This is a genomic window from Flavobacterium sp. 1, from assembly GCF_002797935.1.
Taxonomy (GTDB): Bacteria; Bacteroidota; Bacteroidia; order Flavobacteriales; family Flavobacteriaceae; genus Flavobacterium.
Genome location: NZ_PGER01000001.1, coordinates 2813180 through 2837036 on the forward strand (window position 1 = coordinate 2813180; position 23857 = coordinate 2837036).

The window sequence follows — 23857 nt, forward strand, 5'->3', positions numbered from 1 at the left end:
TTTTCAAAACAGCATTAATGGAAAAATTTACACTCGAAATCCTTTTTCACATCATCGGGATAGGCTCTGCCTCCGGACTAATCTACAAAGACAACAGCTTATTTATCATTGGCGACAACAGCGGATTTCTATACGAGTACGCGATTTCTTCACAAACATTGCAACAACATAAAATCATGGAAAATGCCAAAACAAATATTATAAAAAGTGAAAAACCTGATTTTGAGGCGATTACTAATTTTGGAGATAATCTCTATATTTTTGGCTCGGGTTCAACCCAAAAAAGAAATAAAATGGTTCAAATCAATACGATAGAAAAAGAAATAAGCACCAACGACCTCACCGATTTATATTCCGTAATGCAAAGTTTCGCCGAAATTAAACCCGAAGATTTTAATCTTGAAGGAGCAATTTACACAGGAGAAGAATGGTATTTATTCAACCGAGGAAACGGACAATCTGCCAAAAATGCAATGTTCACTATTCAAGGTAAAAACTTAATTAACGAGTTCAATATTCTTTCGAATAACTATAAATTACCCAAAATAAAAGGAGTACGGAGCAGTTTTACCGATGCCGTTGCGATAGATGGCAAGATTTATTTTCTAGCAACTGCCGAAGACACAAAATCTACTTATAACGACGGTGAAATTCTAGGAAGCATCATTGGCTGTATTGATGCCAAAACCATGAAAATCGATTTTACAAAAAAAATCAGTGACACTCAAAAATTTGAAGGAATTACAGTTTATCAAAATAAAACGGATACGATTGAGTTTTTACTTTGCGAAGATAAAGATACCGAAGTATTAGAAACCACTATTTATAAATTGACAATAGCGAAGAAACATTAAAAAAACAAAGCAATGAACGACTTAAAAAATAAAAATGCTCTTATTACTGGTGCTGGAAAAGGAATTGGAAAAGCCATAGCCCTTGCACTAGCAAAAGAAGGCGTAAACGTAATTTTACTGGCTCGAACACAAGATGAAATCGAAAATGTAGCTGCAAAAGCACGCTCATTAAGAGTGAAAGCTCTAGCCATAACCGCCGATGTTGCCGATATCAACTCCGTAAACACTGCCGTAGAAAAAGCCTTGACAGAATTTAAAACCATTGACATTTTAATCAATAACGCCGGAATTGCAGCTTTTGGTAATTTTTTAGAATTAGAACCAGCCGATTGGGAACGCATCATTCAGGTAAATTTAATGGGAACCTATTATGTAACACGTGCCATTTTACCCAACATGATCGAAAGACAAACAGGTGACATTATCAATATTTCTTCAACAGCAGGATTAAACGGTAATGCATTAACCAGTGCTTATAGTGCTTCCAAATTTGCTGTTCTAGGACTGACAGACTCATTGATGCAGGAAGTACGTAAACACAACATTCGTGTTACAGCTTTAACACCAAGCACTGTTGCTACCGACTTGGCAAAAGAATTAAAACTTACCGATGGTAATCCCGAAAAAGTAATGCAATCAGAAGATGTTGCTGAATTAATTATTGCCCAGCTAAAATTAAACCGACGCGTATTTATCAAAAACAGCAGTATCTGGTCAACAAATCCTTAATATTCAAAATTATTAAATACGAATTGCGCTAATTTACACAAAACTGTTCGTGTAAATTAGCGCAATTCGTGTCAATTTTCATCCTGAAAATGTGGTTTCTTTTTCAAACCTCCACATTCAAAAACTCCATTCGAACGCTTCCATCTTCATCAATTTTTGTCAAATTGATTTCGTGCAAGGTATTTACCAATTCTGGATTCCAAGGTGTTTTTACTTTAACGTAATTCTCAGTAAAACCATGAATGTAGCCTTCTTTATTTTCGCTTTCAAAAAGTACCGTTCTATTGCTTCCCAATTGGCTTTCATAAAAAGCACGGCGTTTTTTAACCGACAAACCTCTTAGCATTTTGCTTCGTTTGGCACGAACATTAGCAGGAACTACGCCATCCATTGCTGTGGCTTCCGTATTATCACGCTCCGAATACGTAAAAACATGCAGATAGGAAATATCCATTTCGTTAAGAAAATGATAGGTTTCCAAGAAATGTTCATCAGTCTCTCCAGGAAAGCCTACAATCACATCCACACCTATACAAGCATGTGGCATGGCTTCACGAATTTTATTTACTCGTTCTGTATACACTTCTCGCAAATAACGGCGTTTCATCAATTTCAAAATAGCATTGCTTCCCGATTGCAGCGGAATATGGAAATGCGGTACAAAAGTTCTGCTTTTCGATACAAATTCTATCGTTTCATTCTTCAATAAATTAGGTTCAATCGAAGAAATACGCAGTCTTTCGATTCCTTCCACTTCGTCTAAAGCCTGAACCAATTCCAGAAAAGTATGTTCATGTTTTTTATTCCCGAATTCCCCTTTTCCATAATCCCCAATATTAACTCCTGTAAGAACAATTTCTTTGATGTTTTGCTTCGAAATTTCGTAGGCATTTTTCAATACATTTTCCAGTTCGTCGCTTCGGGAAATTCCACGGGCAAGCGGAATGGTACAATACGTACATTTATAATCACAGCCGTCCTGTACTTTCAGAAAAGCTCTGGTTCTGTCTCCGATTGAATAACTGCCAACATAAAAATCGGCTTCGGCTATTTCGCAGGAACGTACTTCGCCAAAATCATTTTTCGATAAATCATTGATATAATCGGCAAGTTTGAATTTTTCAGTAGCTCCAAGAACCAAATCTACTCCATCAACATTAGCCAATTCCTCTGGCTTCAGCTGAGCATAACAACCAACTGCAGCGACAAAAGCCTTATCATTCAATTTCATCGCCTTGCGCACCACTTGCTTGAATTGTTTATCTGCATTCTCTGTAACCGAACAAGTGTTGATTACATACATATCGGCTACTTCTTCAAAATCAACTCGGTCAAAGCCTTCATCTTCTAAATTACGTGCAATTGTTGATGTTTCCGAAAAATTCAGTTTGCACCCAAGCGTGTAAAAAGCCACTTTTTTTCTATTCTCCATAATTACCTTAAATTAATGAAATCGTTGTCAAAAAATTTAAGTGCGCAAATTTACGAACAAAAATCTACACTATAAAGCCGATGATTATTTATATTTAGCTGTTTTTGAGCCGTTAAATGTAATTTTATCTTTTCGTTATTTAAACTTACAAAACTTACACTTTAAAATCTTTATTTTTTCCTCCAAGGCTTTGTTCCTATTCATTTAAATATTAATTTCACATTTCCAAAAACAGGCTAACGGTGCAAACTTTAAATTAATCTAAATAAAGTACGTATCGTTATGTAAAAAATCTAATTATTTCAAAAATAATGCTGAGAGGATAAAATATTATATGACTTTTTGTGTTTAAAAAAAGGTAAATCCATTACTATTATATTTTTTGAACATTTACTTAATCTCTCCAAAATTTAACTTTAGAAACAAAACTATATTTTCACAACAATAAATGGGATCGCCGAAAACCATAAAGAGTAGGTAATTAAAATAAATAATAACAAAAAATGAAATCATTCTGCCTCACAATCTCCCTACTATTTATCACACTTTGCTCACAAGCTCAAAATGCACCAACAATAGCAACTAAAAATCCATTTCCAACAATCAGTACTCTGACAGCTTGGGCTAGCTATAATTCACAGGAAAAATTCAACCTTGACATTAGAAGCCTTGGTTTTAAATTTGAAGAAAAATCAGTAGAAACTGCTTCAACTGCGTACACTTATATCAGAAAAGTTTCGGTTGACAACATTAACTATACAGACAGAATCGTTTACAGAATTGCTAATGACAATTCGGCCAGCATAATTTCACTAGTTACTGCATCTACTGATTTAGTATCTTTTTACACGCCGCAATTAGCAGGTTATAAAACAGGAAAATGTGATAATGAAATGTCAAAAGACAAAAAAACAACCTGTACTTGTTACAACAATGACAAATTCGTAATCGATGTTTGTGACGAAAGAGTAAAACTGACAATGGGTGACGGAAATAATTATTTTATTTCGGTTGCGAAAAAATAACACCCAAAAAAAACCGTATATGTAGTGCAAATCATAAAAAAATCCGTCTCATTGTTATAAATGGGACGGATTTTTTATTTTGCAAAAATTACAAATTTGGATTCAGCATATTGCTTTCTTAAATTTTGGATCATCAGCCTGCTTTCATCAATATTCGTTACAGGCCTATTTCCTAAAAAACGATGTGCCTCAGAATTAGAATCCAATTCGAACATACCTTCATCATCGGAAAGAATCATTTCCCTTAAAAGCAATCTTTCAGTCTCAATACAGGACTTCATTAATTCAAAACATATCGCTTAATAACCTCGGCAACACCATGGTCATTATTGGAAGCCACAATAACATCACCAAATTCTCTTAATTCAGCATCAACATTATCAACCCAAACGCCCAATCCTGCATATTGTATCATTGTTAAATCATTTCCTGCATTTCCAACGGCAATGATTTCACTTTGATGAATGTTGAGTTTTTCGGCCAAAACCTGAATAGCAGCTGCTTTGTCAATTCCGTTTGGTGCCGCTTCCAGAAAAAACGGTTTCGACATGCAAACGCTCAGATCCGGCATCGCATCTTTCAATACGGCTTCCACACTTTTGAGATAGCTTGGCTCTTCCAGTAATAAACATTTTACAGCCGAAGTTGTTACCGCATCTTTAAAACTTGGAACAATTAAAAGCTCTAAACCTGTAATAGTACTTTCAATATCAATATATTCCGAATGCCTTTCACTGATAATTTGTTCGCCCAAATAAGTAATAATATGAGTATTATTCTGCTGGCTAAAATCATACAGGGAATGAATCTGCTCTTTGGTTAAGGCGTGCTCAAAAAGCACTTTATCTTCTTTTAAATCTGTAATCGTCGAACCATTAAAAGAAATCATATACGAATTATAGTAATCCATTTTCAATTCTTTGGCATAAGCCGTCATCGCCGAAGTTGGCCTCCCTGAAGCCAAAACCACATAAATTCCCATTTCTTGGGCTTTAAAAATCATTTCTTTATTCTCTTCAGATATGATGTGATCGTCTGTTAGTAACGTGTCATCCATATCCAAAACAATCATTTTGTATTGTACTCCTTTCATTATAAAATTATTATGTTATAAAAAAACCCTGACACTAAAATAAGTTTCAAGGTTTTTCAAAAAAATTAAAATCAATTTAATTTAACTAGATACTTAACCTAAATTCTTCGATAACCGGATTTGCTTTTGCAAAATCAGTTTCTTGAATAAACACCTCAACAGCGGAGTCCGAATTTGGAAAACCTGACATTCTAGCCGATTGAATATTATTTTTAACTGTAGTTTCCACTCCTGCGGCCTCTATTTTTTCCTGCAAAGCCAATGCCAAAATTTCACTTCCCGAAAATACTTTCATTAATCCCATGATGTTTTATTTTTTTAAAATTATTACTATATCAAATCTTCAAACTAAAAAGCGAATTAAATCCTGTTTATCGTTCCCACTCTTCAAGAGATTTAAAAAGGGTTTGCCCGAATTTATACTTTAACAAAACTAATATTAAATTACACCTAAAAAAGTTAAATTTAACTAACTACAATTTGAGTTTCATCATTATATCTGTCTGTTCATCATCTCCTAACTTAAAAATGTGTTTATCAAACTCAACGAAACCATTCTTCTTATAAAAGCTTATTGCTCTAGGATTTTCTTCCCAAACACCAAGCCAAACATATTCGGAGTTTTTCTCTTTTGCTGTTTGAATTGCTCGGTCATAAAGCAATTGTCCAACACTTTTTCCATAAAATTTTTTTGAAACATAGATTCGCTCAATTTCAAGAGATTTGTTATCCTTTAATTCGGTTTGTGAGTCTCCAAAATTGAGTTTTAAATATCCTATTACTTCATTATCAGCTGTAGCAAAATAAAATTCGGAGTTTACGTCATTAAGTTCCGCAGTGAGCTTTTCGTTAGAAAAACCTCCTTCTAAATAGCTTTTCATATTCTCTTCGGAATTTGATTCTGAAAATGTTTCTTGAAAAGTTTTTCTGCCAATTTTCTGCAGTTGGTCAATATCGTTTAGCGTTACTTTTCTGATTTTAATATTTGCCATTTTTTAAAATATTCTTATTTAAAAGCCGTTGCTGACTTCGAATTCTCTTTTCTAGCTAATTAATACTTTCTTATTTTGAAAAACTATTCTTCTTCATCATCTTCAATTTCCTCATCCTCTTCTTCAAAATCATCAACCTCTTGATTTACTGATTCTTCTTCATCAAAATCCTCCTCGTCCTCGTCATATTCTTCATCAAAATCAAAAACATAAGGTTCCAATAACATCTTATCAGCTAAAATTTCAATTCGCTCAGTCAATTGGTCAGTAAAAATAATACGTTGCGTTTTGGCAATACTATTTGAGATTCGCATGATTTTTGTTTCATGGCGCAGTTTCAAAATCGGGTCGGCATCATCAAGAATAAACATTCTTAATCGGTTTACATTATATCCCGCTGTGGTAAACATATCGCTTAATTTATTTGGAGTCCCGATCAGAACATCAATACCTGTAGAAATATAATTTTTATCATATTCCATATCACCTTTATCGTGAACGCCATACACTCTCAAATTGGTGAATTTTCCAAACTTCTCGAAAAGTTCTTCCATTTCAAGAACCTTAGCTTTGTCTTCAACAATGATTAAGGCACGAGGCGATTCTTCTCCTTCACAAACCAATTGCTGAATAACATTCATCACGATAGTCGTAGATTTTCCCGAACCTTTTGGAGAAACAATAATTGCATCTGCTCCACTTTTTATAGTCGAAAAAGTTTCTTTTTGCATTTCATTAGCTTCTGTCAACCCGCTATCAATTAAGGCTTCCTGCAATACTTGATTTATTTTTTTTAGTTTCATTTTTTAATATTGAAAGATTTAAAAATTAAATAATTAAAAGATTAACAGTTGTCAAATCTTTAAATCATACCATTTATAAATCATTAAATTTCTTTTATTTGCTTGCAAAAGCCTTTACATCACTCTCGGAAATTTCATTTCCTCCAAGAATAATCAGGCGCTCGACCACATTGCGTAATTCTCTAATATTTCCTGTCCAATCGTATTCCTGCAGCAGACTGACTGCCTGTTCCGAAAAATGCTTAACGGCATTCCCATGCTCATTAGCTATTTTTATCGTAAAATGCCCTATCAGCGCAGGAATATCACTTCTTCTGTCATTCAAAGAAGGAACTTTAATCAAAATAACGGCTAAACGATGGTATAAATCCTCTCTAAAACGGCCTTCGGCGATTTCTTTTTTTAAATCTTTATTGGTAGCGGCGATCACGCGAACATCTACTTTAATATCATTGTCTGCACCTACTCTTGTAATAATACCTTCCTGTAAAGCTCTCAAAACTTTGGCTTGCGCCGATAAACTCATATCGCCAATTTCGTCTAAGAAAATAGTTCCTTTATTAGCAGCTTCAAATTTTCCAGCACGGTCTTTCACTGCCGATGTAAAAGCACCTTTTACATGACCAAACAATTCGCTTTCTATCAATTCACTTGGTATTGCTGCACAATTCACTTCAACCATTGGAGCACTGGAACGTTCACTTTTGTCATGCAATTGATGAGCAACTAACTCTTTTCCCGTTCCATTTGGACCCGTAATCAAAACTCTAGCATCGGTGGGAGCTACTTTATCAATCATTATTTTCACTAGATTGATAGGTTCACAATCACCTATTATTTCGTATTTTTTACTAACTTTTTTCTTTAGGATTTTATTCTCTACTGTGAGTTTTTTTCTGTCTAAAGCATTTCGAACCGTATTCAGTAACCGATTTAAATCGGGCGGTTTTGAGATATAATCAAAAGCTCCAAGACGCATCGTATTAATCGCAGTTTCCATATCGCCATGACCGGAAATCATTACAATAGGAATTTCGGTATCAATTTTTTTCACAGCTTCTAGTAATTCTACGCCATCCATTTTTGGCATTTTTATATCGCATAAAACCAAATCATAGTCGTTCTCTTTAATTTTTTCAAATCCTATAACACCATCTTCAGCTACATCAACTTCATAAGATTCGTTTTCCTCGCGAAGTATTTTAGCCAATACTCTCCTAATCGCTTCTTCGTCTTCAATAATTAGTATTTTACTCATTCTTTTTTCTTAAAGTTTCTGAGAATCTAAGTTACTAAGATTCTAAGCTATTTTCTTAACGTTTCTGCGATTCTAAGATTTTCCTAAAGCACTTTTAAAACTAAAAAACTTAACATCATAGTTTCTCAGCTGCTTAGTAGCTTTCTCTTAATATTTAAGCCATTTATATAACTCTCTCCAACTTGGTTTTTTGCCATACATCAAAATTCCCACACGATAAATTTTGGCTGCGAACCAAACAACTCCAAAAAATGTACCGAATAACAAAGATACGGAAATTGCAATTTGCCACCATGGCACACCAAAAGGAATACGCATTAGCATCACTATCGGAGAGGTTAAAGGAATCATAGAGAAAACTACAGCGACAGTTCCATGCGGGTTATTTATTACTGTAAAAAAACCAATATAAACACTCAGCATCAACGGCATGATAATTGGCAGAAGAAACTGCTGTGAATCTGTCTGATTATCAACAGCGGCTCCAATAGCGGCATAAAAAGAACTGTATAAAAAATACCCTCCAATAAAATATACAACAAAACCAATCAAGATACTCGCGATTGGAAGATTCCATATTTCTTTAATATACATTTGGGCAGTACCCGATAATTCCTGTTGTGCTGCGTGCATCATTTCAGGAGAAACCCTAGCCGTTGGACCAATATTAACCCCAAAAAATGCTGAAGCGGCAAACATTAAAGTCAAACCTATTACAGTCCAAATTAAAAACTGCAGCAATCCTGCCAATGAAGTTCCTATTATTTTTCCCATCATCAGCTGGAAAGGTTTAACTGAAGAAATAATAATCTCAACAATACGGTTGGTTTTCTCTTCGATCACGCTTCGCATTACCATATTGCCATAAATAATAATAAACATCATAATGAGGTAGCCAAAAGCGCCGCCTATTCCGATTTTTATTTCATTCAGACCTCTGAGACTTTCTTCACCAGAAGATTTAGACAATTTAAAAACCACTTCCGCTTTAGCTTTTTTAATTGCCAAAGTATCTAAATGTGCCAATTCCAGATTATTCTTAGTTAATTTATCAGCAATAATTCCTTGTGTTTTTTCGATAAAACTAATACTCGGGCTTTCATTGGAAACCAGCTGAATTTTTGTTTCTAACTCTTTATTAGAAACCGTTTTAGGAATATACAGCAATGCTTCGTAGTTTTCTCTGGTAATACTGTCTTTTAAAATCTGAAGATCGATTCCTGAATAATCCAAGTATCTGTAATCACTGTTCTCATTATTTAAAGCCATGAACTCATTAACAAACAAACCCGATTCATCATGAATAGCAATAAGCTTAGTATCTGGCTTCATGGAACTTAAATACACAATAAACCCAGTAATGGCAGCAAATAGCAGCGGACTTAAAAAAGTCATCACAATAAATGACTTATTACGAACCTTGGCTACAAACTCTCTTTTTATGATTAATGATATAATACTCATATTTCGTAAATTACAAATTCTAAAAATTCCAAAAGACAATACTTTGGAATTTAGAATTCCCTATTGATTCTTGTTTTCTGTTACTGTTTGGATGAAAATATCATTTACACTAGGAATTTTTTCGACAAAATGGGTCACCTGACCACGCTGTGTCAAAGCATGCAGTAATTCATTTGGTGAAGCATTTCCAAGTTGAATCTCTAATTTTATTTCATCGTTTAAAGATTTGAAATTAGCCTGACCAACTTTAAATTTCTGAGTAATGTCAAACATTAGCCCTTCAACATTGTCTGACAATATCCCTACTTCAAAACTGTTTGTCTTGAATTGTCTTTTTACATCAATTAATTTACCTTCTATCAGCTTATTTGATTTATGAATCAATGCAATATGATCGCACAATTCCTCTACGCTTTCCATTCTGTGAGTCGAAAAAATAATAGTTGCGCCATCCTCTTTTAAGGCTAAAATTTCATCCTTGATCACATTGGCATTTACTGGATCAAATCCAGAAAAAGGCTCATCAAAAATCAATAATTTAGGCTTATGCAAAACGCAGACCACAAACTGGATTTTTTGCGCCATACCTTTAGATAATTCCTGAATTTTCTTGTTCCACCAGCCTTGAATTCCTAGGCGATCAAACCAATATTCGAGCTGTTTTTTGGCCTCGGCTTTGGACAACCCTTTCATTTGAGCCAAATACAGACATTGCTCCCCTACTTTCATAGTGCTGTACAATCCTCTTTCTTCGGGAAGATATCCGATGTATTGTATGTGTTTGGGCTGCAATTTTTCTCCATCAAGGATAACTTCACCACTATCTGGCATTGTTATCTGATTGATAATTCGAATTAAGGAAGTTTTCCCTGCTCCATTTGGGCCAAGAAGCCCATATATGCTTCCTTTGGGTACTGTTAATGATATCTCGTTAAGCGCTACATAATCACCATATTGCTTTACTACTTTACTTACTTCAAGTATGTTACTCATGCTACTTTTTTAATTGGCGTAAAAGTAAATAATTTCGAGCCTAAATTCTCTTAATTATCCATTAAAAAACCCATCCTTAACAATAAAGGATGGGTTTGTATTTTATTATTTATAAAAGTTAAGAAAACATATCTTTTACTTTTTCAAAAAATGATTTATCTGATTTTTCAGGATTTGGTGTAAAGTTATCATCAGTCAACGCTTTTTCAAAGAATTGTTTTTGTTCTTTGTTCAAGGTTTTTGGAGTCCAAACGTTTACATGAACCAGTAAATCACCGCTTCCGTAACCATTAATGCTTGGAATGCCTTTTCCTTTTAATCTCAGAATTTTACCAGACTGAATTCCTTCTTCCAGCTTGATTCTTACTTTACCGTTCACGGCATCAATATCTTTTGAAATTCCAAGAACCGCTTCTGCAAAACTGATGTAAAGATCATAGTGAAGATTTTCTCCTTCACGTTTCAGGAATTCATGCTCAATTTCTTCGATAACAACAATCAAATCTCCCGAAACACTGTTTCCTGGAGCGTCATTCCCTTTGCCGGAAACTTTCAATTGCATACCGTCTACAACACCTGCAGGAATTTTTATAGAAACAGTTTCGTCTTCGGCAACCATTCCTTGAGAATCGGCATTATTTGGTTTTTTATCCAAAATCTGACCAGAACCTCCACAAGTAGGACAAGTAGAAGCTGACTGCATTCTTCCCAAAATAGTATTAGTTACACGCATTACCTGTCCTTGACCATTACAAGTAGAACACGTTTTATAGCTTACACCTGGTGCTTGAACTTTACGCTTAACTTTTACTTTTTTCTCAACACCATTGGCAATTTCCTCAATAGTCAATTTTACTTTGATACGTAAATTGCTTCCTTTAACGCGACGGGAACCGCCTCCGCCTCCGCCAAATCCACCGAAACCAGCACCAAAAATATCACCAAACTGACTGAATATGTCATCCATGTTCATGCCACCATGACCACCGCCGCCAAATCCGCCTGAACCGTCAAATGCTTGGTGACCGTATTGATCGTATTTTGCTTTTTTGGCAGGATCGCTCAATACTTCATAAGCTTCGGCTGCCAATTTAAAATTTTCTTCTGCCGCTTTGTCGTCAGGGTTCTTGTCAGGATGGTATTTTAATGCGCTTTTTCGGTATGCTTTTTTAATTTCTGCAGCATCTGCATTTTTTGAAATGCCTAATATTTCGTAAAAATCTTTTTTCATAATTAAAGTAATTCCAAATTAAAAATCCTAAATTCCTATTGTTGGAATTTAACTGCCAATTACCACTTTTGGAAAACGAATGATTTTGTCTCCCAATTTGTAACCTTTTTCAAGAACATCTACAATTTTCCCTTTCATATCATCACTTGGAGCTGGAATTTGTGTAATTGCCTCAGCAAAATCAGCATCAAATGCATCGCCCGCTTTAACCTCAACCTGCTCTAATCCCTTAGTTACCAAAGTGCTTTTCAATTTTTCGTGAATCAGTTCCACACCTTTAGCCAAAAGTTCGTCTTCAGATTTGCTGATTTCAATTATTGCTCTGTCAAAATCATCTAAAACCGGCAGCATAGCAAGCAGAACTTCCTGATTAGCAGTTTTAAACAATTCGATTCTTTCTTTAGTAGTACGTCTTTTGTAATTTTCAAATTCAGCAAATAATCTCAAAAACTTGTCTTTTTCTTTAGCTAAGTCTTGTGTTAACTGCTCTTCAACACTTAATTCTTCAATAATAATTTGCTCCCCATTTGCATTATTTTCTAATGTCGCATCATCTATTTCTTGATCGAATTCTGTATTTTCTGTAGTCATATTACTTTTATTTTTAAAAAAATTCTTAAACATAGTTTTATTCGTTAATTTTTGATTGCAAAAGTACTGCCAAAATTTATAAAATGTCAAATTGTCACTTTTTTTAAAAAATAAAAAAATTTGTTCACAAAGTTCAAGAATCTGATCAAAAAAATTAATATAATTTTAAGACTATTACGATATAGTTTATTTAAATTTGTGGCAGATTTTTATTCTAGCCCCAAAGGATACAACTCAAAAATTCGAATTTAAGGTTGTTTTCTGTTTATAATTATTAATTCACCATGCCTTATATCAAAAAAGCTTCGTTTTAAGATAACGAAGCTTTTTTTTTTGCAAAACAGAACTTATTTCAATCGAATGCTCCATTCAAAATCCATTTCAGAAACCTGCACTCCATCTTCATTAGTACCAATAGATTTCATCCAAAACGTTTGGCCTTCACCATTAGCAATCGTCTTTTTAATGGCTTCTTCAATTAAATGTCCATCCCTGCAGACAAAAGTGATTCTGCCTGTAGCTTTCTTGGAATAATTTGATTTATTATTAGCGACCAGCATCGATATTTTTTGACCGCTATTTTGGATTTTATCAATCACCATTGCGCCAGTGGTCATCTCAGCAGCCATTGCCTGCACGGCAAAATACATGGAATTAAAAGGATTTTGGTTAATCCATCTGTGTTTTACAGTCACCACGCATTGGTCTTTATCAATAGATTTCACTCGTACTCCACAGATAAATGCTGAAGGCAATTTAAAAAGTATAAACCTGTTCAATTTTGATACTGTTAATCCCATAGTCTTTTTTTTTTGCTAAAATACAAAAAATACTATGCGTACATATAAAAAAGAAAGGTTTTAAACTTTGGGAGTGCCATTAAGTTAAGAGATTTTTGATTGAAGATTAACGATTCATGATTTAAGATTTGGTATTAGTAAATAAAAATTTGTCAGTTTTGAAGGTTTAGGAGTTCCGCCATCAAAAATCTGCCATCAAATTTATCGTCTTTCCTTAACTTAATGGTATTAGGCTTCTATCCTTCACGCAAAAAAACAAAAATCATTAAATGAGACAATTTGTATTCATAAAGCTTTTATGTAAGTATTAAGTTTCAAAATACACTATATTTGTTAATATTATGTTAACATACACTACTATGCGATACAATATACTATCCTTTAGACATATATTTGCATAAGAAATTACTAGGTAAGTCATTTAGTTGATTTCTGAAATCAATCATCAATCAAAAAACGAAATCAAATCATGGAAACTTCAACCGAAAAAAAAATTGCTGCACTTACACACTTAAGTACATTTACTCAATATATCATCCCGTTTGGGAATTATATTTTTCCGATAATTCTTTGGACTTCAAAGAAAGACGAATCAGAATTTGTAGATCATAATGGCAAACAGGTACTGAACTTTCAATTGAGTATTTTAATTTACTCGTTGGTTTTGGCAATGATCGCTATTCCAGTGTTTTTATACACTGTTTTGAAAAACATCTCATTCAATGATTTAATGCACAATGAAGATATTATTTTTGAACATTTTGATTACGGAAACAGCATCGGAATGTTGACAGTAGGCGCTCTGGCACTTTTTGGATTTGCCTGTATAAAGGTTGCTGAATTCTTTTTAATCATTTATGCTTCGGTAAAAGCTTCAAATGGAGAAGAATACAATTATCCGCTGACAATACCTTTTCTTAAATAAAACAGAAACGGTTATTTTACAATAGTACTATCAAAAGCTAATCACTAATTACTATTACTATTTACCAATAACTAAATAATAATCAATCATCAATCAAAAAATGAACAAATTAATCAACAAATCAAATCAACTCAAATTTAAAAATTATGAACATTGAAAACACAAAAGCCCAGATGCGTAAAGGTGTTCTTGAGTTTTGTATCTTATCAGTATTAAAAGAGAAAGACGCTTATACCTCAGAAATATTAGACACTTTGAAAAACGCTAAATTATTGGTCGTAGAGGGAACCATTTATCCGTTATTAACTAGATTAAAAAACGACGGACTGCTCAACTATCGTTGGGAAGAATCCACCTCCGGACCGCCACGAAAATACTACGGTTTGACCGAAATTGGACAAACTTTTCTGAAAGAACTGGATAGCACTTGGACAGAATTGTCTAATGCCGTAAATTTGATAACCAACCAAAAATAATAGTCATGAACAAAACTGTAAATATAAATTTAGGTGGAATGTTCTTCCATATTGACGAAGATGCATACCAAAAGTTAACCCGTTATTTTGATGCTATAAAACGATCGCTGTCAAAATCATCCGGACAAGAAGAAATCATCAAGGATATCGAAATGAGAGTTTCGGAATTATTGACAGAAAAACAAAAAACAGAGAAACACGTAGTTACAATTAGAGAAGTTGACGAAGTTATTGCTGTTATGGGACAGCCAGAAGATTATATTATTGAAGAAGATGGTCCATCGAATAATACAACAAATGATTATTCAGCTCCAAGAACTACAAAAAAGTTATACCGTGATAAAGAAAACGGAATGATTGGCGGTGTTTGTACTGGTTTAGGTCACTATTTTGGGGTTGACGCAGTTTGGATAAAACTAATACTTCTAATATTATTTATTTTTTATGGCGTTGGATTTTGGGCTTACATTATTCTTTGGATAGTAACTCCAGAAGCAATAACAACAACAGAAAAACTGGAAATGACAGGAGAACCTGTTACTATTTCGAACATTGAGAAAAAAGTTCGTGAAGAATTTGAAAATGTTTCAGGTAAATTTAAAAATGCAGATTACGACAAATATGGGAATCAAATAAAAACAGGAGCTGAAAAATTGGGAAACTCATTTAGCGATTTTATCATGACTGTTTTTAAAATTTTCGCTAAATTTCTTGGAGTGATTTTAATAATGGGTGGCTTAACTGTTCTAGTATTGCTTTTTATTGGAGTATTCACTTTGGGAACAAGCGTTTCAATGGATTTTCCTTGGCAGAGTTTTGTCGAAGCTGGTAATTTTACCGATTATCCAATTTGGTCTTTTGGCTTATTGATGTTCCTTGCAGTAGGTATTCCGTTCTTTTTTATGACTTTATTGGGTTTCAAATTATTGGCTCCTAATATGAAATCTGTTGGAAATATTGCAAAATACACTTTATTGGCACTCTGGCTAATCGCTCTTTCAATTGCTATCTCAATTGGTATAAAACAAGCTACAGCATTTGCAGTAAATGGCAGAACGGTTCAAAAAGAAACGATCAACTTTAAACCAACAGATACGCTTTTAGTAAAATTCAAGCACAATGATTATTTTGCTAAAGATGTAGATGACCGACATGAATTCATGATTACCAAAGATTCATTGAATAATGACATTATTTATTCTAATGATGTAAGTATCAGAATTGAAAAATCGGACGAAAAATATGCATACATTCAAATCGAAAAGGAAGCAAAAGGCAGATCATTGTCTGAAGCCAAAAAAAGAGCAGATGCAATCAAATACAGCTATAAAATTGTGGGCAATCAATTGATCTTTGACAATTATTTAATTACTGATTTAAAAAATAAATTCCGTGATCAAGAAATAGAAATCACTTTATTTTTACCTATAGGAACTTTACTAAAAGTAGATGAATCTGCGGCACATTATGATCGTACTGACGATGATTTCTTTTATTGGCATCCAGAAGATTCAGACAAAAACGTCTTTAGAGTAGAGGATGAAAAAATAAAATGTTTGAATTGCCCTGATGATGAAAATGATGAAAGCGACAACAATGAAAATGAAAGCAATATAACTATTAATAAAAATGGAGTTACAATAGAAAGTGATTCGGTAGTTAAAACAAAAAAGAATTTCAAGGAATTGAAAATCAACAAAGACGGCATTATTATCAAAACAGAATAAACCGCAGCTAAAGCAATCGAATGTAAATTAAAAACCAATAGCCATGATAAAAGTCATCACATTAATTACCAAATTTATTGTTATTACATTAATAGCGCTATTTTTTGGATCTTGCAATCAGTTAGGCGAACTAGGGTCTATAACTGGAAGCGGTCATGTTACTACCGAAAAAAGAACCGTAACAGGTAATTTTAAAAATGTAGAAGTAAGCAATGCTTTAGATCTAGTTATCGAGCAATCGGATAAAACAGAAATAATTGTCGAAGCCGATGATAATTTGCAAAAAGAAATCACTACAAAAGTAGAAAATGGAGTGCTTATTATTTCTTGCAGAATAGGTAACTATATAAATGTTTCTTCCAAAAAAATAACTGTAAAAATGCCTGTTATCGAAGGGCTTGAAGCTTCATCAGCATCAACAATCAATGGCAGTAACACATTAAAAGGAAGCCGTTTAAATTTAACCTCGTCAAGTGCTGGATCCATTCATGTCACAGCAGAATATGAAAACATTCAATTGACCAGCAGCAGTGCCAGTAATCAAACCATTAATGGAAAAGCAATCCATTTAGAAACATCCTCTTCCAGCGGTTCGATTTTAAATGCTGGTGAATTATTAGCAAATGAAGTAGTTGCCCATGCTTCGAGCGGATCATCAACAACTGTTTTGCCTATTGTGAATTTGAAAGCGGAGGCTTCAAGCGGAGGAAGCATCTCTTATAACAAAACTCCAAAATCGATTCAAAAAGAGGAGAATTCTGGAGGAAGTGTTCATCAAGAGTAACATATAAACATTAAAATTCAAAAAATCATCCATCAGAAATGGGTGATTTTTTTATATTTGCATTCAACCCAAAACGTATAAAATGAAATATTCACATCTTGTTGTTTTTTTCCTATTTACAACAACTCTCGCTATTGGTCAAAATAAAGAAAAAATAAAAGGATCTAAGACAGTCGTTGAAAAACCAAAAGAAATTGGTGAATTTACTGCTCTGGAAATTGAAGACAACCTAACTGTTTTCTTGGAAAAAGGAGCTAAAAATGAAATAAAAATTGAAGCCGATGATAATCTTCAAGAAGCCATCTCTTTTGACATCAAAGAAAAAACACTGCGTATTTACACTACCAAAGAAATCAGCAGTTTTAAAAAACTGACCTTAAAAATTAAATACACTAATGATTTAAAATTAGTTACTGCCAAAAATATTTCTATTATAAATGCACTCGAAGCTGTTCAGCTAGATGATATTACTTTTAAATCATTAGATTTTGCCAAATTATATTTAAACGTAAATTCAAAAAGCTTCAACTTGATTTCGGATGATAAATCGAAAGTGGAATTGAATTTAAAAGCCGAAAAATCTAAAATTCAATTAAGCAAAAATGCACAAGTTAAAGCTTTGATTACAACAACAGACCTTGCATTTGATATGTACCAAAAAACCACAGCGATAATTGAAGGCGAAAGTACCAATGCCATTATCCGACAAGACAATAACAGTGTATTTACAGGAGTTAACTTTACAATACACAACGCCGATGTAACTGCTGAAGCATCTGCAGTCTGCAATTTAAGAGCGGATACGAGTCTTATTGTTGATGCGAATGGTTCGTCTAAAATATATTTATTAGGCACGCCAAGAATCGAAGTCCGTAAGTTTTTAGGCGAAGCTCAATTGATTAAAAAAGCGAAATAATCTCAAACTTTTTTGACCATAAAAAAAGTCCCAACTTAAAAAATTGGGACTTTTTTATTTTAAAGCAAATTTTTAATGTTTTGCAGCCAAATATCTTTCAGCATCCAAAGCAGCCATACAGCCTGTTCCCGCAGCAGTAATTGCCTGACGGTACACATGGTCAGCAGCATCTCCAGCAACAAAAACTCCTTCAACATTCGTTTTTGAAGTTCCTGGTGTATTTATAATATAGCCAGTTTCATCAAGAGTAAGATAATCAGTAAAAATATCGGTATTCGGTTTGTGTCCTATAGCTGCAAAGAAACCTGTAGCAGGAATATCAAAAATATCTCCCGTTGTTTTGTTTTTTGCTTTCACGCCTGTAACTACTTGACCGTCTCCTAAAATTTCAACAGTATCGTGGTTCAACAAAATAGAAATATTCTCTGTTTTACGAACACGAGCTTCCATAATTTTGGATGCTCTAAATTTATCACTGCGGACAAGCATTGTCACTTTCGAACATAATTTAGATAAATAATGCGCTTCTTCACAAGCTGAATCTCCTGCTCCAACGATAACCACTTCTTGATTTCTATAGAAAAAACCGTCGCATACCGCACAAGCCGAAACGCCTCCACCCATTTTTAAATAATGCTGTTCAGAATCTAATCCTAAATATTTAGCTGATGCGCCAGTAGAAATAATCACAGTTTCGCAATGCAATTCTATTTTATCGTTAATCCAAACTTTGTGGATATCTCCAGAGAAATCAACTTTGGTAGCCCAGCCATCACGGATATCTGCACCAAAACGTTGTGCTTGTTCCTGCAATTGCACCATCATTTCCGGACCAGTAACTCCATCTACATAACCTGGAAAATTTTCAACTTCATTCGTGGTAGTCAATTGACCCCCTGGCTGCATACCTTGGTATAATACTGGATTCATATTAGCTCTAGCAGCATAAATAGCGGCAGTATAACCTGCAGGACCTGAACCTATAATAAGACATTTTATTTTTTCGATTGTATCAGACATATTTTTATTTTTTGAGGTACAAATGTAATCTTTATTCTAAAAAATACATACCCAAACAAATCCAAAAAACTGATGCAGAAATAAATTTTATTTATTTTATAATTTTATTTTGAAAAGCAGAAATAAACCTTATATTTGCACTCGATTTACGGGGTGTAGCGTAGCTCGGTTATCGCGCCTGCTTTGGGAGCAGGAGGCCGCAGGTTCGAATCCTGCCACCCCGACAATAACGCCTCTTAAAGGTAGTCAAAACCCCTTAAATCCTATGATTTATGGGGTTTTTCTTTTTATTCAACTCCAAAATATTCAAGTTATATCAAAGAAAATGGGACCTATTCGGCTACCCCTTTTCTTTTTTTACCTTTAGGTCCCAAAAATATATTTAATATTTTAATAATCAGTCAATTGTATTCAAATTTTAACATTTGATGCTTCTCGAAGTACGCGTTTTTTTTAACCAAAAATTCGGCAGTATTGGGACCCATTTAATGTGCAAATGATCTGAACATTAAATTTTTGAAATATGAAATCAACAAACACTACATTCGGGGTACTCTTTTACTTAAAGACACAAAAAACTTCTACGCAAGGCAAGGCCCCTATCTGTGCCAGGGTAACAGTAAATGGCAAACGCACCGAGATTTCGGTAAAGCGTTCGATTAACGCAAATGAATGGGATGAAAAAAAAGGCATGACAAAAGGAAGTCGTAAAGAGACAGTTGAACTTAACATGTTCCTTAACCAGTTCAAGGCAAAGATCATAAATACGTATCAGCAGATGGTCCTAAGTGACGCTGCGATAGATGGCCCAGCAATCCGCGATAAGGTATTGGGCGCAGACCACTTGGTACCAACGTTAATATCCCTGATCGAATATCATAATGAGCAACAGGCCTCTAAATTAGCTAAAGGCACTATGAAAAACTACTATACAACGCAGCGGTATATCGAAAAATTCCTCAGGGAGAAATACTATAGGAATGATATAATCCTTTCACAACTTACTTACAAATTTATTTTGGACTTTGAGCACTACCTTTTTAATTATGTTCCTAAGGACCATCAAAAGCAACTTAACAACAACGGTGTCATGAAGCATATCGAAAGACTGCGCAAAATGATAAATATGGCTGTTAAATTAGATTGGTTGCCCAAAGATCCCTTCGCAAGCTTTAAAAAACATTTTGACAAAGTGGAGCGAGAGTGTCTGACCAATAGAGAACTTGCAGATTTAGAAAAGAAACATTTTAGCATAGAACGTCTGAAACATGTAAGGAATATGTTCCTATTCAGCTGTTATACAGGACTTGCCTATATTGATCTTACCGAACTATCACCACATAATATCATTACCGGCCTTGATGGAGGGCTCTGGATATCCACAAGCAGGGCAAAGACAGATACAGGTGTTCGTGTACCACTGTTACCACAAGCAACTGAGCTAGTAGAAAAATATCGTGATGATCCACGAGCACAAAATATGGGCACGGTCTTCCCTGTAATTTCAAACCAGCGGATGAACGGTTACCTCAAAGAGATTGCTGACCTCTGTGGAATAACCAAGACGCTCACCTTTCATATTGCCAGACATACTTTTGCTACTACTGTTACCCTCAGCAACGGTGTACCTATTGAAAGTGTATCTAAAATGTTGGGACACACCAGCATCCGTACCACGCAGATCTATGCAAAGGTTTTAGAACAGAAACTTAGTGAGGACATGCGAAATCTTGAACAGCGAATATCAGCAAAAATATAGAGACAAAAAACAAAGGGTTTTAATATTTAAAGGCGGTGGATAATAACCGCCTTTTCTCCTATACTTAGAGATGAACCAAATCATTAATCATTTTTTTCCATCATCATATTTTATTTAATAGGTAAAAGGAAGCCAAAATCGGTCAAAGCTGCGCAATTTCATTTCACAATAATATAGTGCCATTACTTTGTAACTAACCAATGGAACACCAACAAAAATATAGGTTGCTTGAGGTTATTTAATTTAAAAATGTGAAAGATGAATGTAGATCTGATTACAAAGGATGACCTTGAAAGATTTAAAAAAGAGCTATTAGAAGAAATTCGCAGATGCCAATTGTATCCGCGTAAACCTGGTCAGGAAACACGAGTATGGCTCAAAAGTTTTGAGGTACGTAAATTGCTAGGAATCTCCGCAGGAACCTTACAGAATCTACGGATCAATGGCACCCTTCCCTACAACAAGATAGGTGGCTTAATGTACTATCGTTATGAGGATATTCAAAAATTGATGGATGGGGTAAGTAATGTAAAATGAACCTTATAAAATTCGGTACACCAAGAGAATACTGTAACACAACAATACTGCCCCTTAATTTTAATTCTTTTAAGGCCCTTAACTTAAAGAACTTTGGTTTTTATCCCAACAAGAAATACAAATTTTGGGCAACTCAATTTAGCACATATACCAATCAAAATTACAGTTATGCCAAAGCGGCAAAAAAGGCATTATTGTCTAACAGATCCTATAGTGCAGCGCCGGGATATGATGTTCCAGATGTGACTTATGTTGTTGAACCAATAGAAGGACTTTGGTTATTGGCGATTGACGGCAATGTGTATATTGGAACCAAAAGAGCAAAACAATATAAGGTTTTAACGGAATTATTTTTTGAAAACCATAAAGAGAACAGTTCAATAGATAGGCCATTGCAAAATCAAATGCGCCTTTTTTTAATCATATTTGATAAGTTTAGTCACGGTACTCCAGCAAATCATTTTCAGATAGATTTAAACTCGGGAGCTATTCAAAATTTAGAAAAATAAATATACAGTCTCCGTTTTTAACTTTTTTTAGACAAAGACTAAAAACGGAGAATGAAAACCTGATGCTATTTCTTTTCTCCGTTCACAGGATTGTTACGAACATAAGTGCTATCATCGAATTTAATTTGGTAAGGCGAATCAAAAAAGCGACTTGGCAGATAATAATCGGTGGTAATGATTTGTGCTCCGGATGTTTTAGCGGCATTAAAATGGCTGTAATCATTGGCGCGAGCTTCTTTGGTATCTGCGTCAGCTCTGGTACGAATGAGGTATCCTTTTTTTACCAAATCAGGAATTGTTGCATCTTCAGGATTGTTTCTAAATAAAGTCGCAGCTTCTGGTTTTCCTGGATCGGCATTCACAAAAACGGCGCGACCTTTTAATGATGGATGGTTTAAAACATATAAATCTCTTTTGGCTCCATTATTATCTAAAATAAATAAAAACCTTCCTTGGGCTTTTTTTAGATCAGGCCAGTTATTGTGCAATACAGCTTCTTCTAAAGTTTTGTATTTCCCTCTTACCATATCTGGTGTAATCAATTTATCGGTTCCTAATTCTTTACGAATTACTTTGTCTAAAGCATCAAACAGTTGGGGAGTAAAATCTTCAGGTTTGGTTCCAAAAAAATTAGCTTCTCCATCTTTTGGTTCTAATGTGATAAAAATAGGAATATGATTTGGATTCGCCTCAGACCATTTTTTGAGTTCTTGCAAACAGATTTCAAAAGTTAGACAAGAAGTTCTAAAGTCAATGTCCGGCATATGAAACACTTTGAAACCTGGTTTTTGCATTAATCCTTTTGGATCATACGCTTCGTTTGCTTTTACAATATCCAATCCTTTTGGATGTGCATATTTACCGCCTTTACTATCAGCATATACATCGATTTCCAGATTTCGCAATCCTTTATTCAATTGCTCAGTAAGTCCAATATGTGTGTATTGCAAGCCTTTTAGAGAACGCGAAGTGTCTTTTGCTTGTATAATACTGTATAAATCAGTTTCGATAGCTTGTCGATAACTGTTGTGCGAACCAATAACTTGTAATTGATTTATTTTTTGATTATCACTTTGTGCATTGCTATGATAAGATAGAGCGCTAGCAATTAGACATGCAAACAGAATTCGTTTCATAAATTTAATTTTAAGGATTTGTAATAGGTAGAGTTTGAGGCAATGCAATTTCAGTGTACGCTTTAGCCAACTAAATTAAAAGCAAGAACCGTTTTTAAGGTTAGCTAAAGAAAAAGAAATCGCAAACCTATCATCATTTTTAATGAATAATTAGACATTCCTTAATTGAAAGATAACCTTAAGAAATAAAATATAGAAGTAACATTTTATTATTTTACATACCTTCAAATACCACAAATTTCACCTATGAAGAATACTGAAACTTTCGAGAAAATGTATACTGACTATTGGAAAAAGCTGAATACTTTTTCGTTCAAGATGACCCAGGATAAAGATTTAGCCCAAAATATTGTCCAAGATGTTTTTATTGACCTTTGGGAGCGACATAAGGATTTAGAAATTGTTGCTATAGAAGCCTATTTGTTTCGAGCGGTAAAGAATCAGGTTTTTAAACATTATCAAAATAATCGTTTTAATAAAACTATTATGGAAGATAAATTTGAAGATTATATTATTGACAATTTTTCTTCTGTTGAGCCTGAACTTGCGGATTTACTTTATGCATTACTAGAAAAATTGCCAGAAAAAAGAAAAGAGGTTTTGTTGATGAATAAAATTCAGGAGATGAGCATTGATCAAATCGCTGCTGAACTCGAAATATCCAAACAAACGGTCAAAAATCAACTTTCGGCAGCATTAAAACAACTGCGGGAAGGCTTGAAAGATTTAACTTGGATAACTCCGTATCTCATTATTTCCTATAAATTTTTTAAATAACTTTCTATTGATGTTTTCATAACATT

The 23857-nt window shown here is 34.1% G+C and carries 26 protein-coding genes and 1 tRNA gene; 13 read left to right on the forward strand and 14 right to left on the reverse strand.

Annotated features, from left to right (window positions below; genetic code table 11):
- The first annotated feature begins 17 nt into the window (after positions 1 to 17).
- Positions 18 to 854 (forward strand): hypothetical protein, encoded by an 837-nt coding sequence (locus CLU83_RS11295; protein ID WP_100431707.1) that lies wholly within the window; start codon positions 18 to 20, stop codon positions 852 to 854.
- Positions 855 to 866: 12 nt separating this feature from the next.
- Positions 867 to 1583 carry a 3-ketoacyl-ACP reductase gene (locus tag CLU83_RS11300; protein ID WP_100431708.1) on the forward strand — a complete coding sequence of 239 codons (717 nt, stop codon included), beginning with the start codon at positions 867 to 869 and terminating at the stop codon, positions 1581 to 1583.
- Between the two features lie 103 nt (positions 1584 to 1686).
- Here CLU83_RS11300 and mtaB read toward each other — a convergent pair whose 3' ends face one another.
- On the reverse strand, positions 1687 to 3015 hold the full coding sequence (mtaB, locus tag CLU83_RS11305) for a tRNA (N(6)-L-threonylcarbamoyladenosine(37)-C(2))-methylthiotransferase MtaB (protein WP_100431709.1): 1329 nt from the start codon (positions 3013 to 3015) through the stop codon (positions 1687 to 1689).
- Positions 3016 to 3518: 503 nt separating this feature from the next.
- Here mtaB and CLU83_RS11310 point away from each other — a divergent pair.
- Entirely contained in the window at positions 3519 to 4040 is a 522-nt protein-coding gene (locus CLU83_RS11310; protein ID WP_100431710.1) for a hypothetical protein, read from the forward strand.
- Positions 4041 to 4114: 74 nt separating this feature from the next.
- On the opposite strand, the gene CLU83_RS11315 is transcribed toward CLU83_RS11310, so the two are convergent.
- From CLU83_RS11315 to CLU83_RS11365, 11 genes are all read right to left on the reverse strand, one after another.
- Complete coding sequence (locus CLU83_RS11315) at positions 4115 to 4321, reverse strand: GNAT family N-acetyltransferase (protein WP_100431711.1); 207 nt, start codon at positions 4319 to 4321, stop codon at positions 4115 to 4117.
- Positions 4321 to 5133 carry a Cof-type HAD-IIB family hydrolase gene (locus CLU83_RS11320; protein ID WP_100431712.1) on the reverse strand — a complete coding sequence of 271 codons (813 nt, stop codon included), beginning with the start codon at positions 5131 to 5133 and terminating at the stop codon, positions 4321 to 4323. The genes CLU83_RS11315 and CLU83_RS11320 overlap by 1 nt, the downstream gene beginning before the upstream one ends.
- An 85-nt stretch (positions 5134 to 5218) precedes the next feature.
- Positions 5219 to 5437, reverse strand: a complete 219-nt coding sequence (locus CLU83_RS11325) for a putative signal transducing protein (RefSeq protein WP_100431713.1) — start codon at positions 5435 to 5437, stop codon at positions 5219 to 5221.
- 169 nt (positions 5438 to 5606) lie between these two features.
- Positions 5607 to 6125 carry a GNAT family N-acetyltransferase gene (locus CLU83_RS11330; protein ID WP_100431714.1) on the reverse strand — a complete coding sequence of 173 codons (519 nt, stop codon included), beginning with the start codon at positions 6123 to 6125 and terminating at the stop codon, positions 5607 to 5609.
- Positions 6126 to 6208: 83 nt separating this feature from the next.
- A complete protein-coding gene (locus tag CLU83_RS11335; protein ID WP_100431715.1) occupies positions 6209 to 6928 on the reverse strand; it encodes a DEAD/DEAH box helicase in 720 nt (239 codons plus the stop codon).
- 94 nt (positions 6929 to 7022) lie between these two features.
- Complete coding sequence (locus tag CLU83_RS11340; RefSeq protein ID WP_100431716.1) at positions 7023 to 8186, reverse strand: sigma-54 dependent transcriptional regulator; 1164 nt, start codon at positions 8184 to 8186, stop codon at positions 7023 to 7025.
- 147 nt (positions 8187 to 8333) lie between these two features.
- Positions 8334 to 9650 (reverse strand): ABC transporter permease, encoded by a 1317-nt coding sequence (locus CLU83_RS11345; RefSeq protein ID WP_100431717.1) that lies wholly within the window; start codon positions 9648 to 9650, stop codon positions 8334 to 8336.
- 60 nt (positions 9651 to 9710) lie between these two features.
- Positions 9711 to 10643, reverse strand: coding sequence for an ABC transporter ATP-binding protein (locus CLU83_RS11350; RefSeq protein ID WP_100431718.1), 933 nt, complete (start codon positions 10641 to 10643; stop codon positions 9711 to 9713).
- Positions 10644 to 10761: 118 nt separating this feature from the next.
- Positions 10762 to 11874 carry a molecular chaperone DnaJ gene (gene dnaJ / locus CLU83_RS11355; RefSeq protein WP_100431719.1) on the reverse strand — a complete coding sequence of 371 codons (1113 nt, stop codon included), beginning with the start codon at positions 11872 to 11874 and terminating at the stop codon, positions 10762 to 10764.
- 48 nt (positions 11875 to 11922) lie between these two features.
- Positions 11923 to 12498 carry a nucleotide exchange factor GrpE gene (locus tag CLU83_RS11360; RefSeq protein WP_100431720.1) on the reverse strand — a complete coding sequence of 192 codons (576 nt, stop codon included), beginning with the start codon at positions 12496 to 12498 and terminating at the stop codon, positions 11923 to 11925.
- Positions 12499 to 12812: 314 nt separating this feature from the next.
- Positions 12813 to 13265: a DUF4442 domain-containing protein gene (locus CLU83_RS11365; protein WP_100431721.1), complete on the reverse strand. Its 453-nt coding sequence runs from the start codon at positions 13263 to 13265 to the stop codon at positions 12813 to 12815.
- A 469-nt stretch (positions 13266 to 13734) separates the two neighbouring features.
- Here CLU83_RS11365 and CLU83_RS11370 point away from each other — a divergent pair, with 469 nt between their 5' ends.
- The 5 genes from CLU83_RS11370 to CLU83_RS11390 all read left to right on the forward strand — a co-directional run bounded on the left by CLU83_RS11370 (position 13735) and on the right by CLU83_RS11390 (position 18093).
- Positions 13735 to 14190, forward strand: coding sequence for a DUF4870 domain-containing protein (locus tag CLU83_RS11370; RefSeq protein WP_100431722.1), 456 nt, complete (start codon positions 13735 to 13737; stop codon positions 14188 to 14190).
- Positions 14191 to 14336: 146 nt separating this feature from the next.
- Positions 14337 to 14666: a PadR family transcriptional regulator gene (locus CLU83_RS11375; protein WP_100431723.1), complete on the forward strand. Its 330-nt coding sequence runs from the start codon at positions 14337 to 14339 to the stop codon at positions 14664 to 14666.
- 5 nt (positions 14667 to 14671) lie between these two features.
- On the forward strand, positions 14672 to 16393 hold the full coding sequence (locus CLU83_RS11380) for a PspC domain-containing protein (protein ID WP_100431724.1): 1722 nt from the start codon (positions 14672 to 14674) through the stop codon (positions 16391 to 16393).
- A 43-nt stretch (positions 16394 to 16436) separates the two neighbouring features.
- Entirely contained in the window at positions 16437 to 17177 is a 741-nt protein-coding gene (locus CLU83_RS11385; RefSeq protein WP_100431725.1) for a head GIN domain-containing protein, read from the forward strand.
- Between the two features lie 82 nt (positions 17178 to 17259).
- On the forward strand, positions 17260 to 18093 hold the full coding sequence (locus CLU83_RS11390) for a GIN domain-containing protein (protein ID WP_100431726.1): 834 nt from the start codon (positions 17260 to 17262) through the stop codon (positions 18091 to 18093).
- A gap of 72 nt (positions 18094 to 18165) precedes the next feature.
- Here the strand turns inward: CLU83_RS11390 and trxB are convergent, their stop codons facing one another.
- Positions 18166 to 19113: a thioredoxin-disulfide reductase gene (gene trxB / locus CLU83_RS11395; RefSeq protein WP_100431727.1), complete on the reverse strand. Its 948-nt coding sequence runs from the start codon at positions 19111 to 19113 to the stop codon at positions 18166 to 18168.
- A gap of 149 nt (positions 19114 to 19262) precedes the next feature.
- Between trxB and CLU83_RS11400 the strand changes: the two genes are divergently transcribed.
- The 4 genes from CLU83_RS11400 (at position 19263) to CLU83_RS11415 (ending at position 21918) form a co-directional block, all read left to right on the forward strand.
- Positions 19263 to 19337: transfer RNA gene (locus CLU83_RS11400), tRNA-Pro, on the forward strand.
- A 299-nt stretch (positions 19338 to 19636) separates the two neighbouring features.
- A complete protein-coding gene (locus CLU83_RS11405) occupies positions 19637 to 20872 on the forward strand; it encodes a site-specific integrase (protein ID WP_100431728.1) in 1236 nt (411 codons plus the stop codon).
- A gap of 258 nt (positions 20873 to 21130) precedes the next feature.
- Positions 21131 to 21409 (forward strand): helix-turn-helix domain-containing protein, encoded by a 279-nt coding sequence (locus CLU83_RS11410; protein WP_100431729.1) that lies wholly within the window; start codon positions 21131 to 21133, stop codon positions 21407 to 21409.
- Positions 21406 to 21918: a hypothetical protein gene (locus tag CLU83_RS11415; RefSeq protein WP_100431730.1), complete on the forward strand. Its 513-nt coding sequence runs from the start codon at positions 21406 to 21408 to the stop codon at positions 21916 to 21918. Before CLU83_RS11410 ends, CLU83_RS11415 begins: the two co-directional genes overlap by 4 nt.
- 65 nt (positions 21919 to 21983) lie before the next feature.
- Here the strand turns inward: CLU83_RS11415 and CLU83_RS11420 are convergent, their stop codons facing one another.
- Positions 21984 to 23054, reverse strand: a complete 1071-nt coding sequence (locus tag CLU83_RS11420; RefSeq protein WP_100431731.1) for a phosphatidylinositol-specific phospholipase C1-like protein — start codon at positions 23052 to 23054, stop codon at positions 21984 to 21986.
- A gap of 246 nt (positions 23055 to 23300) precedes the next feature.
- Between CLU83_RS11420 and CLU83_RS11425 the strand changes: the two genes are divergently transcribed.
- A complete protein-coding gene (locus tag CLU83_RS11425; RefSeq protein WP_100431732.1) occupies positions 23301 to 23831 on the forward strand; it encodes an RNA polymerase sigma-70 factor in 531 nt (176 codons plus the stop codon).
- Positions 23832 to 23857: the final 26 nt, after the last annotated feature.